The sequence below is a fragment of the Allobosea sp. LjRoot9 genome, from assembly GCF_964252745.1.
Lineage (GTDB): Bacteria > Pseudomonadota > Alphaproteobacteria > Rhizobiales > Beijerinckiaceae > Allobosea.
Window position 1 is genome coordinate 109,939 of sequence record NZ_CAXUPC020000003.1, and the last position, 15,549, is coordinate 125,487.

The 15,549-nt window shown below is 65.0% G+C and carries 14 protein-coding genes; 3 read left to right on the plus strand and 11 right to left on the minus strand.

Annotated elements, in window-relative coordinates:
- Positions 1–5 precede the first annotated feature (5 nt).
- From ACSQ3P_RS15070 to ACSQ3P_RS15120, 11 genes are all read right to left on the minus strand, one after another.
- The gene (locus tag ACSQ3P_RS15070; RefSeq protein ID WP_069688367.1) at positions 6–1,016 is read right to left on the minus strand and encodes an ABC transporter permease subunit; all 1,011 of its coding nucleotides are present in this window, start codon (positions 1,014–1,016) and stop codon (positions 6–8) included.
- 159 nt (positions 1,017–1,175) lie between these two features.
- Complete coding sequence (locus ACSQ3P_RS15075) at positions 1,176–2,792, minus strand: ABC transporter substrate-binding protein (RefSeq protein WP_436166363.1); 1,617 nt, start codon at positions 2,790–2,792, stop codon at positions 1,176–1,178.
- A gap of 137 nt (positions 2,793–2,929) precedes the next feature.
- Positions 2,930–4,567 carry an ABC transporter substrate-binding protein gene (locus ACSQ3P_RS15080; RefSeq protein ID WP_436166364.1) on the minus strand — a complete coding sequence of 546 codons (1,638 nt, stop codon included), beginning with the start codon at positions 4,565–4,567 and terminating at the stop codon, positions 2,930–2,932.
- A 188-nt stretch (positions 4,568–4,755) separates the two neighbouring features.
- The gene (locus ACSQ3P_RS15085; protein ID WP_436166365.1) at positions 4,756–5,277 is read right to left on the minus strand and encodes a hypothetical protein; all 522 of its coding nucleotides are present in this window, start codon (positions 5,275–5,277) and stop codon (positions 4,756–4,758) included.
- Positions 5,278–5,312: 35 nt separating this feature from the next.
- The gene (locus ACSQ3P_RS15090) at positions 5,313–6,239 is read right to left on the minus strand and encodes a nucleoside hydrolase (RefSeq protein WP_436166366.1); all 927 of its coding nucleotides are present in this window, start codon (positions 6,237–6,239) and stop codon (positions 5,313–5,315) included.
- A 4-nt stretch (positions 6,240–6,243) separates the two neighbouring features.
- Positions 6,244–7,008, minus strand: coding sequence for an ATP-binding cassette domain-containing protein (locus tag ACSQ3P_RS15095; RefSeq protein WP_436166367.1), 765 nt, complete (start codon positions 7,006–7,008; stop codon positions 6,244–6,246).
- A gap of 162 nt (positions 7,009–7,170) precedes the next feature.
- On the minus strand, positions 7,171–8,112 hold the full coding sequence (locus ACSQ3P_RS15100; protein ID WP_436166368.1) for a sugar ABC transporter substrate-binding protein: 942 nt from the start codon (positions 8,110–8,112) through the stop codon (positions 7,171–7,173).
- Positions 8,113–8,133: 21 nt separating this feature from the next.
- Positions 8,134–9,090 (minus strand): ABC transporter permease, encoded by a 957-nt coding sequence (locus ACSQ3P_RS15105; protein ID WP_436166369.1) that lies wholly within the window; start codon positions 9,088–9,090, stop codon positions 8,134–8,136.
- Positions 9,091–9,094: 4 nt separating this feature from the next.
- Entirely contained in the window at positions 9,095–9,874 is a 780-nt protein-coding gene (locus tag ACSQ3P_RS15110; protein ID WP_436166370.1) for an SDR family NAD(P)-dependent oxidoreductase, read from the minus strand.
- Positions 9,871–11,394, minus strand: coding sequence for a xylulokinase (locus tag ACSQ3P_RS15115; RefSeq protein ID WP_436166371.1), 1,524 nt, complete (start codon positions 11,392–11,394; stop codon positions 9,871–9,873). The genes ACSQ3P_RS15110 and ACSQ3P_RS15115 overlap by 4 nt, the downstream gene beginning before the upstream one ends.
- A 264-nt stretch (positions 11,395–11,658) precedes the next feature.
- Positions 11,659–12,801 (minus strand): acyl-CoA dehydrogenase family protein, encoded by a 1,143-nt coding sequence (locus ACSQ3P_RS15120; protein ID WP_436166372.1) that lies wholly within the window; start codon positions 12,799–12,801, stop codon positions 11,659–11,661.
- A 370-nt stretch (positions 12,802–13,171) separates the two neighbouring features.
- Between ACSQ3P_RS15120 and ACSQ3P_RS15125 the strand changes: the two genes are divergently transcribed.
- Genes ACSQ3P_RS15125 through ACSQ3P_RS15135 form a run of 3 tightly spaced genes read left to right on the plus strand, consistent with a single transcriptional unit; the run spans position 13,172 to position 15,377 of the window.
- Positions 13,172–13,843: an amino acid ABC transporter permease gene (locus tag ACSQ3P_RS15125; RefSeq protein WP_103720040.1), complete on the plus strand. Its 672-nt coding sequence runs from the start codon at positions 13,172–13,174 to the stop codon at positions 13,841–13,843.
- Positions 13,844–13,854: 11 nt separating this feature from the next.
- Positions 13,855–14,505: an amino acid ABC transporter permease gene (locus tag ACSQ3P_RS15130; protein ID WP_436166373.1), complete on the plus strand. Its 651-nt coding sequence runs from the start codon at positions 13,855–13,857 to the stop codon at positions 14,503–14,505.
- 47 nt (positions 14,506–14,552) lie between these two features.
- Positions 14,553–15,377, plus strand: coding sequence for a transporter substrate-binding domain-containing protein (locus ACSQ3P_RS15135; RefSeq protein WP_436166374.1), 825 nt, complete (start codon positions 14,553–14,555; stop codon positions 15,375–15,377).
- Positions 15,378–15,549: the final 172 nt, after the last annotated feature.

The following is a 15,549-nucleotide window of genomic DNA, read 5'->3' on the forward strand; positions in this document are numbered from 1 at the left end:
GCCCCTCAACGTGCATGGCGGATGCGGGGGTTGATCAGACCGTAAAGCAGATCGACGAACAGATTGACGCTCATCACCACGACGCCGATCAAGAGCGTGCCGCCTTGCAGGATCGGGTAGTCGCGCCGGCTGATCGCCTCGATCAGCCATTTGCCGATGCCCGGCCAGGAGAAGATCGTCTCGGTCAGGATCGCGCCGGTGAACAGCACGCCGACCTGCAGGCCGATGACCGTGATCACCGGGATCAAAGCGTTGCGCAGGGCGTGCAGCGCGACGACGCGCAAAGGCGCCATGCCCTTGGCGCGCGCGGTGCGGATATAGTCCTCGCCCAGCACCTCCAGCATGGCCGAACGCGTCATGCGCGCGATCACGGCGAGCGGCACGGTGCCGAGCACGATCGAGGGCAGGACGAGGTGCGACAGCGCCGATTTGAAGGCGTCCCAATCGCCCGCCAGCAGGCTGTCGACAGTGAGGAAACCGGTGACGGGCTCGATGTAGTATTGAACCGCGATGCGGCCCGAGACCGGCGTGATGCCGAGCTGGACCGAGAACAGCAGGATCAGCAGCAGGCCCCACCAGAAGATCGGCATCGAATAGCCGGTCAGCGACAGGCCCATCACGCCGTGGTCGAAGATGGAGTTTCGCTTGACCGCGGCGATGATGCCGGCGGGCAGTCCGATCGCGAGCGCGATGAAGATAGCGCAGAGCGCGAGCTCGATCGTCGCCGGGAAGAGCGCGTTGAATTCCGAGATCACGCTCTCGCGGGTGACGATCGACTTGCCGAGATCGCCATGCAGCACGCGGCCGATATAGATGCCGTACTGGACCAGCAGGGGCTGGTCGAGGCCGAGCTCCTTGCGCAGCATCTCATGGCGCGTCGCGTCGATGCCGCGCTCGCCGGCCATGGTCTCGATCGGATCGCCAGGCACGAGCCGGATCAGGAAGAAGGCCAGCATCGTGATGCCGATGAAGGTCGGGATCACGAGACTGACGCGTGTGAGGATGAAGCGAAGCATCGGAGCCCCAGTCTTGTCGGCCTGTTCGCCGCGTGAACCGATCGTCGCGACAGATTTTATTTGGTCCTGTTACAACGAGGTCGAGCGCGCCTGCAAATCCTGCCTGTGGATTAGGCAATCCGGGCGCGGCTTTGAGAGGTCCGCGCCTGGTTTTTCAGGTCATTTCGCCAGCGAGACGCCGACGAAGGGCTGACCGCCGAAGAAGTGGATCTTGTAGTCTTTGACGTCCTTGCGCACCGGCGTGAAAGCCTGCGCATTGGCGAAGAGCAGTCCGCCGACATCCTCCTGGAAGATCTCCTGCATGCGTACGAACATCTTGGTGCGCTCGGCCTGGTCGGTGATGGTGTTGGCCTTGGTCAGGAGGTCGGAGAACTCCTTGTTGCACCAACGCGCCCGGTTGGCGCCGGATTTGACGCCGTCGCAATGCCAGCCAGAGAGCAGGATCTGGCTCGGATCGGGATAATCCCAGGTGTAGCCGAACATGCCGACCTCATGGTCGCCGGCACGGCCGCGCTTGAGATATTCGCCCCATTCATAGCTCTGGATCTCGGCCTGGACGCCGATCTTGGCCCAGTCGGCCTGGATCAATTCGGCGGCGCGCCGGCCATTGGGCATATAGGCGCGCACCACCGGAATGGCCCAGAGCACGGTCTTGAAACCGTTGGGGTAGCCGGCCTCGGCGAGCAGCGCCTTGGCCTTCTCGGGGTCGTAAGGGCGCGGCTTCAAGGCGTCGTCATGCGACCAGAGCGAGGGTGGCACCAGCGCCGCCGCCTGTTTGCCGGTGCCCTGATAGACCGCATCGATGATGGCGGGGATATTGGTGGCGTAGACCAGCGCCTCGCGCACGCGCTTGTCGTCGAAGGGCTTCTTCTGCTGGTTGAAGGCAAGGAAACTCTGATCGGCAATGCTGCCCGAGAGCATGGTCAGGTTGGAGTCGGCCCGCATCGCCGGCAGGTCGCCGGGATTGGGATAGCGTGCGATCTGGCACTCGCCGGACTTGACCTTGGCGTAGCGCACCGAGGCGTCGGGCGTGATCACGAAGATCAGGTCGTTGACCAGCGCCATGCGATCGCGATTGCCGACGGCCTTGGTCCAATGATCCGGCACCGCCTTGAAGCGGATCGTCGCATCCTTCTGATAGACGACGAGGGAGAAGGGGCCGGTGCCGATCGGCGCCTGATTGACCTGCTCCGGCGTGCCTGCCTTCATCATCGCATCGGCATATTCGGCCGAGAGGATCGACATCGGCTCGACCGAGAGCGCGCTCAGGAGCGGTGCGTAGGGCTTGGTTAGCGTGACCTTGAGGGTGTAGTCGTCGAGCTTCTCGACCGCCTTCAGGCTCGGCTTTACGATCTCGCCGAAGAACTGGTAATTCGAGCCGCCGACTTTGTAATAGGGGTGGTTCTCGTCGAACATCCGCGTGATCGTGAAGATCACGTCGTCAGCGTTGAAGTCGCGCGTCGGCGTGAAGATCTTGCTGGAGTGCCACTTCACGCCGCGGCGCAGCTTGAAGGTGTAGGTCAGGCCGTCATCCGAGATCGTCCAGGATTCGGCGAGGCTGGGAATGATCTGCGAGCCGCCGCGCTCGGTCGTGACCAGCTTGTCGTAGATCTGGGCTGCGACATCATAAGCGGTGTTCTGCGACGAGAATTGTGGGTTGAGGAAATCGGGGCTGGCCTCGGAGCAAACGACGAGCGCCTGCGCGCCAGCCGTACTTGGCTGCAGAAGGGCGCTCAAGCCAAGGGCCGCCGCGGCGGCGAACATGCGAACGGACATCGTGGTCTCTCCGAAGCCTATCAAAGGCAGAGCTGGACTCGAGAACCGGTTTCCGCCTTTGACAAAACCTGCTCTAGCAAAACGGGCGCGGCTCGAAAGCCGCGCCCAGCCGTCAATGCATCAGGCGGGCCAAGGCCTCAATTGGCGATGTCGACGCCGTAGAAGACATGGCGGCTGAAGGGCGAAAGCTTGAAGTCCTTCACCTCCTTGCGGATCGGCTTCAACTGCACTGCGTGCGCAATGGTGAACCAGGGCGACTGCTCCTTGAAGATCACCTGAGCCTGGCGATAGAGCTCGGTGCGCTGCGCCGGGTCGGAGACCGTCTTGGCCTTCTGCACCAGCTCCTCGAAGGCCGGGAAGCAGAACTTGGCGACGTTGGAGCCGTTGGTCTTGGCGGAATCGCAGCCGAGCAGGGTGTGCAGGAAGTTGTCGGGATCGCCATTGTCGCCGGTCCAGCCGAGCATGCCGGTCTGGTGTTCGCCATTCTGCATGCGCTTGCGGTACTCGCCCCACTCAAAGCTCTTGATCTCGGCCTTGACGCCGACCTTGGCGAGGTCGGCCTGCATCAATTCGGCGATGCGCTTGGCGTTGGGATTATACGGACGCTGCACCGGCATCGCCCAGAGGTCGATCTCCATGCCATTGGGGTAACCCGCCTCGGCCAGCGCCTTCTTGGCGGCTTCCGGATCGAAGGGGTCGTCCTTGATCGTCTCGTTATAGGACCACATCGAGGGCGGGATCGGGTTGGTCGCGGCGATGCCGCTCGACAGATAGACCGCGTCGATGATCGCCTTCTTGTTGATCGCCATATTGACTGCGTGGCGGACCTTGACGTTGTCGAAGGGCTTCTTGGTGGTGTTGTAGGCGAGATAACCGATGTTCAGGCCCGGCTGCTCCAGGATCTGGACATTGGCGTCCTTCTTCATCGCTTCGAGATCGGCCGGATTCGGATAGGGCATGACATGGCATTCGCCCTTCTGGAGCTTGGCCCAGCGGACGGAGGCGTCAGGCGTGATCGCGAAGATCAGGTCGTCGATCTTGGCCTTGCCGGCCCAGTAATCGGGATGCGCCTTGTAGCGGATAATCGCGTCCTTCTGGTACTGCACCAGCGAGAACGGGCCGGTGCCGATCGGATCCTGGTCGATCTTTTCAGGTGTGCCGGCCTTGAGCATGGCGTCGGCATATTCCTTCGACTGCACGCTGGCGTACTGCATCGCGAGGTCGGAGAGGAACGGCGCTTCGGGTTGGTTGAGCGTGATCTTGACGGTGTAGTCGTCGATCTTCTCGACTGATTTCAGCAGCTTGGGCATGCCCATGTCGTTGAAATAGGAGTGGTTCGAGCTGGTGACCTTGAAATAGGGGTCGCTCTCCTTCCACTGCCGGTCGAGCATGAAGATGAAGTCGTCGGCGTTGAAGTCGCGCGTCGGCTTGAAGGCGCGGGTGTTGTGCCACTTCACGCCCTTGCGCAGGCTGAAAGTGTAGGTCAGCCCGTCCGCCGAGATATCCCATTTCTGGGCGAGAGCCGGCTCGACCTTGGTGCCGCCGCGCTCGAACTGCACGATGGTGTCGTAGATCTGGGTGTTGGCGTCGAAGGAGGTGCCGGTCGTGTTGATACTCGGCGCGAAATTCTCGGGGCTGCCTTCGGAGCAATAGACCAGGGTCTTGGCCATCAGCGGCTGCGCCGCCATCAAGGCCGACGCCGAGAGCGTGGCCAGCAAAATCTTCTTCATGATCAGCTTCCCCAGTGTGTGATCGCGCGGATCAGGGTCGTTCATGCCCAACTCCGTCCGATCTTTTCATGGGACCATGGCGCGAGCCTCGGCCCGGCCGGAATTTGGTCCCGATTGGGGCGGAGCTTATTGGAATGCGAGCAAGCTGGGTAGCGGATTTGCTGGGGTTGCAAGGCGGGGCGTCTTATCCAAATGGCTCAGATGCATGGTACAGGATCGTCTTGACGGTCGTCTCAGCGACAGAAATCGGCGCAAGCCTGGTCCCAGAACGGCGTGTTGGCTGCCGGCTGCGGAATCGACGGGCGCGGCTTGCTACCCGGCAGGTCGGCCGGCGTCGGGCTGACCTGGTCCCACCAGCCATGGGCGCATTGCGAGCGCCAGGCCATCTGGTCGGAGATCGAGGTGCCCTCGCGCGCGAGCACTGCGTCCAGAGCCTCGCAGCTCTGGCGCAGAATGGCGTCATGCGCGTCCGAGGGGGTGTTGGCGTAGTCGTGGAAGGCCTCGGTAAAAGCCTCCATCTCGCGGGCGATATGGGGCCATTGCGTGCGTTCGAGATTCCAGGCCTGCATCCACTCGCTCACGACGGTCTCCACAGCCTCGGCCTTCGGCTTGTCGGCGACCTTGCGCGCGGTCGTCAGCATGTGACGCATCAATTCGGCGCGGGCGTGGATATGGCGGGCGGCGAGTGCGGCTTGCTTCATGCGTGCGATGGCGCCGGCCGCTTCCTGCTGAAGCTCTTCGACGAAATGGGGCATGCGGGTTTCCTTGAGGGCGCACCGACGGCTTCCGGTCAGGGGAGGGTGGCGAGGCGCTGGGTCATGCGCTCGAACAGTTCATGGGCTTGCACGCCCGCGACGACATGGGCATTGGCCGGGCGCTTCAGCCGGCCGTTCCAGTCGATCGTCGTGCGGCCGCGCTGGGAGCCGTCCGAGGTCTCGACTGCGACGAAGCAATCGCGTCCCTCGAACAGTTCGGGCCAGAGCAGGAAGGCGATGACGCAAGGGTCGTGCATCGGGTGGCCGGCCGTGCCGAGGCCGCCGGGCCGCGGCCGTGTCAGCATGCCATGGATCGCTTTGCCGGTCGCGGTGCCGAGCGCGCCGAGGCTTGCGACCTGCTGATGGCTCGCGATCGCCTGATGCGTCACGCCCAGGCCCATCATCACGATCGGTCGGCCTGAAGCATAGACGATCGCGGCGGCATGGGGGTCGACATAGATGTTGAACTCGGCTGCCGGCGTCATGTTGCCGAGCCCGAGCGCGCCGCCCATCGAGACGATGCGCTTCACCTTCGGCAGAATGTCGGGCGCGAGGCGGAAGGCGAGCGCGAGATTGGTCAGCGGCCCGAGCGGGCAGAGCGTGACACTGTCATCGGGCGCAGCGCGGCAGAGTGCGATGATCGCCTCGACGGCATGGCCGGGCGCGGGCTCGCTTTGGGGCGGCGGCAGATCGGCGCCGGCCAACCCGTCCGGCCCGCTGACGAATTCGGCGGTTTCGAGCGGGACGAGCAGGGGGTTTTCCGCACCACGATGGACGGGTGTCTCGGCGCCGGCAAGCTCACGGATGCGCAGCGCATTCGCCGTCGTCTGGGCGACGGGGACATTGCCGGCGACCGTCGTGATGGCGCGCAGATCGAGCTGCTGGGTGCTGGCGAAAGCGAGCAGCAGGGCAACCGCGTCGTCCTGGCCCGGATCAGTGTCGATGATGATCGTCTCACGCATCGCTTCAGGCCGCCTTGGCGTTGCCGCTCATGATCATATGGGCGATGTCGTCGGCGCTGAGATCGCCGATCGGTCGGTCGACATATTTGCGGCCCGCTCCCATGATCACGACCCGGTCGGCCAGCGCCACGACATCGCGCATATTGTGGCTGATCAGGATCACGGTGCGCCCGTCCGCCTTGAGCTTGCGGATCAGGTCGAGCACCAGCGCCGTCTCCTTGACGCCGAGCGCCGCCGTCGGCTCGTCCATGATGATGATCTCGGCGTTCCAGCGCAGGGCACGCGAGATCGCGACCGCCTGGCGCTGGCCGCCGGAGAGCCGCTCCACTGGGCGGTCCATGTCGGCGACAGTGACCGAGAGCTGCGCGAGGAAGCCGCGCGCCTGCTCGCGCATCTGCGCCTTATCGAGCACGCGCAGGAAGGGCAGCAAGACCGGCCTCGTCAGCTCCGAGCCCATGAAGACGTTCTGGGCGATGGAGAGGCGCGGGGCAAGCGCGAGATCCTGGTAGATCGTTGCGACGCCGTGCTTGAGGGCCTCCTGCGGCGAGGCGAAAGCGACTGGCTTGCCGCGCATGGCGAGCGCGCCGGCCGTCGGTTCCTCCGCGCCGGAGATGACCTTGATCAGGCTCGACTTGCCCGCGCCATTGTCGCCGCAGATCGCCACGACCTCGCCGGGGAAGATGTCGAGATCGACCTCGCGCACGGCAGCGACGGCGCCATAGCTCTTGCTGACGCCGCGCAGCGAGAGGAGGGGAGTTGCTTCAGTCATATGTCGGAACCGGTTCGCAAAAGGCGTGGCGCCCTTCCCGTCATGCTCGCCCTTGTGGCGAGCATCCACGTCTTGAACACGACCCTCGACCAGCGAAGACGTGGATGGTCGGGACGAGCCCGACCATGACGGGTGAGGGAGCGCACGGACCCCTTCAAGGCTTCACTTCAGGAACTTGTCGACATTGGTCTTGTCGACCAGCACAGCCTCGGTGAAGAGATAGGGACCGCTGGTTACCGTCTCCTTCGGCTTCTTGTCGACGGCGATGATCTGGATCGCGTCGACCGCCTGCTTGCCCATCTCCTCGAAGGGGATCGAGACCGTCGCCGTGAAGGTCGAGGCCGGGTCGGCGATGCGGGCATAGGTTTCCTTGCCACCATCGACCGAGACCAGCGGGATCTGGCCCTTCTTGATCCCTTGAGCCTGCAGCAGGTCGTCGATGATGTAGGCTTGGCCGTCGAAGGAGGCCCAGATGCCGTTGATCTTGCCCTGGTTCTGCAGCAGCAGCGCCTGCATGCCGGCGCGGACATCATCCCTCCAGCTCTGGGTGCGGGCCATCGAGAACTTGCCGATCTCCTTCACGCCCTGGTTTTCGGCCAGCACATTGTCCAGCACCTTGCCGCGGATGCGCGAGGCGACATTGAGGTCGAAGCGGGCGGTGACGATGCTGCCCTGATAGCCGAGCTGGCCGAGCAGATAGAGCGCGGCATCGGCGCCGATCTTGTATTCATTGCTCTGGATGTCGAAGAGCGCATGCGGGCTCGCGCCCGACTGCACGGTGATCACCGGGATCTTGGCGTCCTTGGCCGCCTTGAACTGGGCGTCGGCCTCGACCGGCTTGCCCATGGCGATGATGATCGCGTCGACCTTCTTGGCGATCAGCGCGTCGAACTGCTCGGCATGCTTGGGCAGCGAGCCCTCCGAGTTCAAAAGCGTCACGCCCCAGCCCTTGGCCTTGGCGGCAGCGGCGGCGGCATTGGCGACGCGCGCATGCGTCTCCGAGGAGAACTGGAAGCCGATGACGCCAACCTCGAAAGCCCCAGCCGATTGGCAAAGCGCGATCAGCGTCGCAGTCGCGACCAGGAATTTGCGAAACCCTGACATGATGAACTCTCCCCCTGTCTTCTAGACCTTGAACGCCGCCTTCTTCATCGCGCTGGCCGAGAAGGCGACCGAGCCGATGATGATGACGCCGAGAACGATATCCTGAGCGTAATAGGGTGCGCCCATCATGACCAAGCCGTTGCCGAGAACCTTCAGCACCAGCGCGGCGAAGACCGTGCCCGGCACATTGGGTTTTCCGGGCTCGAACATGGTCATGCCGAGCAGCACGGCGGCGATCGCATAGAGCAGATAATCGCCTGCCATATTGGGCGCGGCAGAGGATAGGCTCGCCGCCAGCAGCATGGCCGTGATGCCGGCGAAGAGACCGGTCAGCAGCAGGCCGATCCGCTTCATCCTGCCCGTTGCGATGCCGGCGAGCCGCGCGGCTTCATCGGCCTCGCCGGTCGCCACCATATGCGCGCCGGTGCGGGTCCATTTGACCAGGCCATAGGCGAAGAGCGTGACCGCCGTCATCCAGAGGACGAGATTGGGAATGCCGAAGGAGGTGCCGCGCGCCAGCCCGGTGAAGCCGACCGGCCAGCGCCCGACGAAGGCGATGCCCTGCGTGATCATGAAGGCCAGGCCCTTGGCGATCGCCGCCGTGCCTAAAGTCATGATCAGCGAGGGGATGCGCAGCACGGTGACGCCGAAGCCGTTGAACAGGCCGAGCGCGCCGCCGACGCCGATCGCAGCCGCGACGGCGACGATGGGTGGATATTGCGACTGGATCAGCCAGCCACAGACGACGGCTGCCAGGCTCGCCGTCTCGGCGATCGAGAGATCGAGCTCGGCGACGGTGAGGGCGAGTGCGAAGCCGAGCGCCAGGATGGCGAGGCAGCTCGTATCCTTCAGCACATTGACGATATTGGTCGGGCTGGCGAAATTCGGCGCGAAAACCAGGAAGAAGACGATCAGCGCGAGCCCGGCGATCGCCGTGCCGTAATGTCCGACCACGTCACGCCAATTGAGCCCGAGCACGGCCTCAAGCTCCCTTGGCGATGGTCGAGATCGACGGCAGGATCTCGATGCCGCCGGTGATCGGGATCAGCGCGCCGGTGACGAAGGCGGCTCCAGGCGAGAGCAGGAAGGCGATCACGGCTGCGACATCCTCAGGCTTGCCCAGCCGGCCGAGCGGTGTGCGGACCGCCGCGCTTGCGACCAGGGCGTTGAACTGCTGCGCGAAGCCGCCACGCACCATCGGCGTGTCGATGATGCCGGGCGCGACTGCATTGACCCGGATCCCATGCGGGCCGAGCTGCTGGGCCATGCCATAGGTCAAGGTGGCGACGCCACCTTTGGCCGAACCGTAAGCGAGATTTGCACCGCCATTGGCATGGGCGATCGAAGAGATGTGGACGATGGCGCCGCCCTCGCCCTGGGCGATCAATTGCTTCGTCACGGCCTTGGAGATGCGGAAGACCGCCGACAGGTTGATGTCGACGAGCCTGTCCCACTCATCGTCCTCCATCTCGACGAGCTTGACGGGCCGCGTGGCTCCCGCTGCCGTGACGAGATTGTCGAGCCGGCCAAAGCGGGCGATGGCGAGATCGACGAGGTCCTGCGGCAAATCGTGTTCCCGGACATTTCCGGCGAGCGTCGCGACCTCACCGCCTGAGCGGGCGATCCCTTCGGCCATCTCCTCAAGCGGTGCGGCGTCGAGCCCGGAGAGGACGAGCCGATGGCCGGCAGCCGACAGCATTGCGGCAAGTGCGCCGCCGATGCCGCCTGATGCGCCGGTGACGAGCGTGACGGGAGCGCTCATGGCGCGGGCCTCCTTGCGGTCAGGGCGTCGGTGCCGTGCGACAGGGCCGCAAGCTCGGCCGAGATCGGCGCGAGCGCTGCTTCGCTGCGGCGGTAGAGCGAAAACAGGCTGTCGTAGAGCGCGGCGCGCGCCGGGTCGGGCTCGAAGCGCGCGGCAACGCCGACCAGCGCGGCCTGCGCCTCGGCGAGCGTGGCGAAGCGGCCGAACCCCGTCCAGGCGATGATCGCCGCGCCCAGAATGCCGGGCTCCTTCGCATGGCCGACCACGACGGGACGCTGGCAGATATCGGCTTTGATCTGGCACCAGAGCCGGTTGTTGGCAGCGCCGCCGCCGAAGCGGATTTCCGAGACCGGCGCACCGAGCGCGGCTTCCGCCCGCTCCAGCACGATCCGGTTGAGGAAGGCGACGCCTTCCAGCACCACCCAGGCGAGGTCGGTCGCGCCATGCTGGCGGTTGAGACCGATGAAGGCGCCACGCAGCGACGGGTTCCAGTAAGGTACGCGTTCGCCCTGCAGATAGGGCAGGAAGAGCAGCGGCTGGGCGTGGCGAGGCCCAGTGAGCAGGGCGTCGATATCGCGTCCGATGGCGGCGCGGTCGCCTTCACCGCGCGCCAGCAGCGACAGCAGCCAGGACACCGTATCGGCGCCGTTCTGGCTGGGGCCGCCAAGCTGCGACACGCCGCGCCAGTCGACGGTCATCAGCCCCTCGGCTTCTGCCGCGTGCTCGCTGACGACGCCGAGCACTTCGGTCGTGCCGGAGATGTTGTAGGCATAGCCCGGCCGCATGGCGCCGAGCCCGGTGACGGCGGCCCAGGTGTCGTTGGAGGAGCAGAACACCGGCACGCCCGCGATCGCATCGAACGGCGCGGGCAAACCGGCCAGGACCGGTCCGACGGCCTGGCAAGGCTCCAGCAGCTCGGGCAGGATCGCCGAGGAGAGGCCGACCGCGGCGAGCGGGTCTGCGCCTGCGACGATCTCGGCGGAGGCGAGCAGGCGCGCCATCGAGACCGGGTCGCCGGCCTGGCGGCCGGTCAGCCTGAAATTCAGATAGTCCTTCGGCTCCAGCACCGAGCCGAGGCTCGGGAGTGTCGCTTCCTCCTCCTCGTGCAGCCAGGCGAGGCGCGCCAGGGGATGGAAGGCGTTGATCCGCGCGCTTTCGGGATGTGCGTCGCCGAGCCGCTCGCGCAGGCGGGTAGCAGCGGCGTCCGAGCGGGTGTCCTTCCAGGTCATGGCGGGGCGCAACGGCTTGCCGTCGCGTCCGAGGAAAACTTGCGTGCGCGTGACGCCGCAGATCGCCACGGCCTGGACATGAGAGAACAGTGCCGGCTGCGCCTTCGCGATTGCGGAGCAGGCTTCGACCAGGATCTGCCACCATGCGGTCGGGTCGATCTCCGACCGACCCATCCGGTCGAGGCTTGCCGGCCCCAGGATCATGCTCTCGGCCAGCGTCGCGCCCTGGGCGTCGACGAGTGCGGCGCGGAAGCTGGTGCCGCCGAGATCGCAGGCGAGGACGACGCTCATGGCGCGACGCCCGGAGCTCGGCGCCGAATGATGAAGTGGTCGATGAGGTGGCGGATCACGTTAGTGCCGCTCTCGATGATCGTCGCCTGTCGGCGGGAGAGAGTGCTTCAGGCTGCCGACGATGTCCTGACGATCGATCACAATGCGGCCCCTCTCCAGCGCCGCATGTGAGGGACAAGCCCGGGAGAAATCAAGCCGGCGCGAGCGGCGCCTGCCGCAGTCCCCCGGGTCGTTTGCCGAATGGCGGGATCGGGGTTGGTCGGTTCAGGCGCCGTTCTTCATCAACTCTCTGGCGATGATCGTGCGCTGAATCTGGTTCGTGCCTTCATAGATCTGCGTGATCTTGGCGTCGCGGTAGAGGCGTTCGACCTCGAAACCCTGGATGTAGCCGGCGCCGCCAAAAATCTGCACGGCGTTGGCGGTCTGGGCGACGGCCATATCGCTGGCAAAACATTTGGCGATTGAGGCGGCCGAGGTCGCCGAGGCTCCAGCGTCGATCAGGCCGGCAGCCCGTTCGACCAAAGCGCGGCCGGCGGCGATGTCCTTGGCCATATCAGCCAGCATCCATTGCAGGCCCTGGTTCTCGAGGATCGGCTTGCCGAACTGGCGGCGCTCCCGGGCGTAGCCGAGCGCGGCCTGCAGCCCGGCCTGGGCGATGCCGACCGCCAGCGCGCCGATGCCGACGCGCCCTTTCTCCAGCACGCTCATCATGATGTGGAAGCCGCGATTGATCTCGCCGAGCAAGGCGTCGCTGGGCAGCAGGACATTGTCGAAGCTCAGGCCGCCGACCTGGCTCGCGCGCTGGCCCATCTTGTGCTCCTTCTGGCCGCGCGAGACGCCCTTGGCGTGCAGATCGACGATGAAGATGCTCATGCCGCGATGCCTGGCCTGCGGGTCGGTCGAAGCGAGCACGAAGCCGAGATCGGCGACCGGCGCGTTGTGGATCCAGAGCTTGCCGCCGTTCAGCACCCAGCCCCCGGCGGTGGGCTTCGCGGTCGTCCTGACATTGGACAGATCCGAGCCGGCCTCCGCCTCGGTGAGGCAATAGGCGACGCGGGTGCGAGCCTTGAGGATATCGGGCAGATGGCGCGCCTGTTGCGCGGCTGTGCCGTAGCGCGTGAGCAGCGTCCCGATCAGCTCGACCAGGCCGCATTGGTCGGCGATCGAGGCGTAGCCGCGGGACAACTCCTCCATGACGATCGTATAGGCCAGCGTGTCGAGCCCCGCCCCGCCGAGCGCTTCGGGGACGGTGATGCCGAACAGGCCGAGCTCGGCCATCTGTCGATAGATCTCGGTTGGAAAGGCCTCGCTGCGGTCGAGTTCCACTGCCACGGGACGGATGACGTCGTCTGCGAAACGGCGCGTGGTGTCGCGGATCTGGTCGTAGATGGCGCTGTCGATTGTCATGGCGGCGGTCGAGCTTTCGGGGTGAGAGGAGCGAGGTGGCCAGGTGGGCGTCGGAACGAGGGCGATTGTTCGGGAAATACCCCTATTGGCGAGGTGCTGCCGCCTCGTCTTCAGAGCCAGGGGAGGCTTGCCTTGTGCGCGGGATACAAGGCGGCCCTCGTTCGAAAGTCGGTTCCTCCTTTGGCGCGTCATGCTCTAAGGAACGAGTTGATGGGCCGCGCGCTTGCCGGAGCGATGTGGTTCGAGCGACTTTAAAACACGGTGGCCGGGTTCAACCGACTCCAGACTATCTGGGAATAAGGAAACCTGGTCTTGACCGAGCCTGCGCCGCCCGCTTGTTCCCGCTGCCCTGCCCGGATGCGGCGCTGACATGGGCTATCAATTCGAATTCGCGGATGTCTTCGCCTATTGGCCGGATCTGCTTGCGGGCGCGCTCCACACGCTGGTGCTGTCGGGGTTGGCCATGGCGATTGGCATGGTCGTGGCGGTACTTGGCGCGCTCGGCAAGACATCGGGCCCGCGCTGGCTGCAATGGTTCCTCGACGGGTATATCGAGGCGATCCGCAACACGCCCTTCCTGATCCAGATCTTCATGATCTATTTCGGCTTGCCGGCGGCCGGCATCCGATTGTCCTCCGACACGGCTGCTCTGCTCGCGCTCGTGGTCAATGTCGGCGCCTATGGCATCGAGATCATCCGCGCCGGCATCGAGAGCATTTCCAAGGGCCAGATCGAGGCGGGCAAGTCGCTGGGCCTGCGGCCCCTGCAGATCTTCCGCTTCATCATCCTGAAGCCGGCGATCCAGGCGATCTACCCGTCGCTGACCAGCCAGTTCATCCTGCTGATGCTGAATTCGAGCGTCTGCTCGGCGATCGCGGCGAGCGAGCTGACGGCGGCTGCCGGCGATATCCAGTCGCGCACCTTCCGCAGCTTCGAGGTCTATTTCATCGTGACCTGCATGTATTTCGCCATGTCGGTGCTGTTCTGGGGCGCTTTCGCCGCCATCGAGCGCATCTGGCTGCGCAAACCCAGCCTGCGCTAGGAGAGCCGACAATGCGCGTCCTCAGCGAAGGCGACATCCTCTTCATCGTGACGGCCGTCCGCTGGACGCTGCTGCTCTCCCTGGTCGCCTTTATCGGCGGCGGCATCGGAGGGCTCGTCGTGGCGCTGGCGCGCACGGCTGAGTTCAAATGGCTGCGCTTCCTGGCGCTCGGCTACATCAAGATCTTCCAGGGCACGCCGCTCCTGATGCAGCTCTTCCTGGCCTTCTTCGTGCCGGGCATCTTCGGCATCGACATCGATCCCTGGGGCGCCGCGGCGGTTGGCCTCTCGCTGCACGCCAGCGCCTTTCTCGGCGAGATCTGGCGCGGCTCGATCGAGGTCGTGCCGCGCGGCCAATCCGAGGCCGCGCGCGCGCTCGGCCTGACCTATGTGCCGCGCATGTTCCTGATCATCATCCCGCAAGCCTTCCGCATCGCGATTCCGCCGACGATCGGGTTCCTGGTGCAGTTGATCAAGGGCACCTCGCTCGCCTCGATCATCGGCTTCGTCGAGATCACGCGCGCGGCGCAGATCATCAACAACGCGACGTTCCGCCCCTTCACGATCTTCGCGCTCGTCGCGCTCGTCTATTTCCTGATCTGCTGGCCGCTCTCGGCCTATAGCAAGATCATGGAACGCAGACTGACCGTCGCAAGCCGGTGAGCGGTAATAATTAGAAAAACACCATCGAAACCACAGGAGAAACGACCATGACCATGAAGACGATATCCCGCAGGGCCTTGAGCCTGACGCTGGCGCTCGGTCTCGCAGCGGCGTTGCTGCCGTTCAGCCGCAACGCCGCCTCGGCTGCGACGCCAGAGGAGATCAAGGCGCGCGGCAAGTTTCTCGTCGGCGTGCTGACCGACTATCCGCCGTTCGGCGGCACCGACGCCAACCAGAAGCCGGCCGGCTACGATGCCGATGTCGCCGTGCTGATGGCGAAGTCGCTCGGCGTGCCGCTCGAGCTCGTCCCGGTGACCGGCCCCAACCGCATCCCCTATCTCCTGACCAACAAGATCGACGTCCTGATCGCCACCTTCGGCATCACCGCCGAGCGCCAGAAGCAGGTGCTGTTCTCCAACCCCTACAGCGCCCTGACGATCTATGTGCTGGCGCCCAAGAACGTCGTCATCCAGAAGCCCGAAGACCTGAAGAACGTGTCGATCGGCACGGCGCGCGCCAGCACGCAGGACACCGCGATCAGCGCGATCGCGCCTCCCGGCACCCAGCTCAAGCGCTATGACGACGATGCGACCGCCCTGCAGGCGATCATTTCTGGCCAGATCCAGGCGATCGGCGCGAGCAACACCATCCTGGCGCAGTTGAACAAGGACTATCCCCAGCTCAACATCGAGCCGAAGATCACCTTGAAGGAGCAGGCCAACGGCATGGCCTTCCGCAAGGCCGATACTGCGCTGGCGGAGTGGTCGAACAAGTTCATTGCCGAGATCGCCGCCAATGGCCAGCTCAGCGAGATCAACAAGCGCTGGTTCGGCATTCCGCTGTCGGCGCTGCCGCCGATGCCGACCTTCTGAGCGAGGTTGCCGGTTCGCGCGGCCGCCGGATAGGGGCGGCCGCGCGGAGACCACTTGGAGGAGTTGGAGCAACCAGCGCAACCGCCGCTGTCGGATCGCGTTCCGTTGCGAAACTATTCGTTGCGAAGCCCGGTTCTGGGTTTCAAGGCCGGCCCGGGCAGCTCAAATACGA